At 37.8% G+C, this 429-nt stretch carries 2 protein-coding genes; both read left to right on the forward strand.

The annotated features are described in order from the left end of the window. Window positions 1-213 (forward strand): hypothetical protein (locus tag EN935_RS40250; protein ID WP_206534748.1); only part of this gene is annotated, 213 nt, incomplete at its 5' end. 9 nt (window positions 214-222) lie between these two features. Then, on the forward strand, window positions 223-429 hold a 207-nt coding region (locus EN935_RS40255), incomplete at its 3' end, for a hypothetical protein (RefSeq protein WP_281040435.1).

Below are 429 nucleotides of genomic sequence, written 5' to 3' on the forward strand. Positions count from 1 at the left end.
ATGTTAATTGTCTCTTTTTTACCTATGATTGCTCTTCAAAATGATACGGCTCAGAAAGTGTTGGATTACTCGTTCGTTGGTCCTATTGTAAATCTTTTAAATAAAAAAGGTGGGGAAATATCTTTTTCTAACATCGGTATGTTACTTGCCTGGGTACTTGTGTTAGGAATAGCAAACCTCTTTGTATTGAAAAACAGCTATAAAGCAAGATAGGAGAACTTTATGAAATTACTTAAAAACCTTGGCTGGTTTCTTCTAGCCATTTTATCCTTTTTATTCATCTATGGTTTCATTCAGGGGCTCGCGACTACGTCGCTTGCCTTAGGCGCTTCACCCTATGCTGTTACCCTACTCTATGTGGCCTTGGCTGGAGTTTATGTGTACGGTATTTACAAATGGTATCAGAAAGCTCCTGTTCATATTGAGAAG

Source organism: Mesorhizobium sp. M7D.F.Ca.US.004.03.1.1 (assembly GCF_003998635.1).
GTDB classification, from domain to species: domain Bacteria; phylum Pseudomonadota; class Alphaproteobacteria; order Rhizobiales; family Rhizobiaceae; genus Mesorhizobium; species Mesorhizobium loti.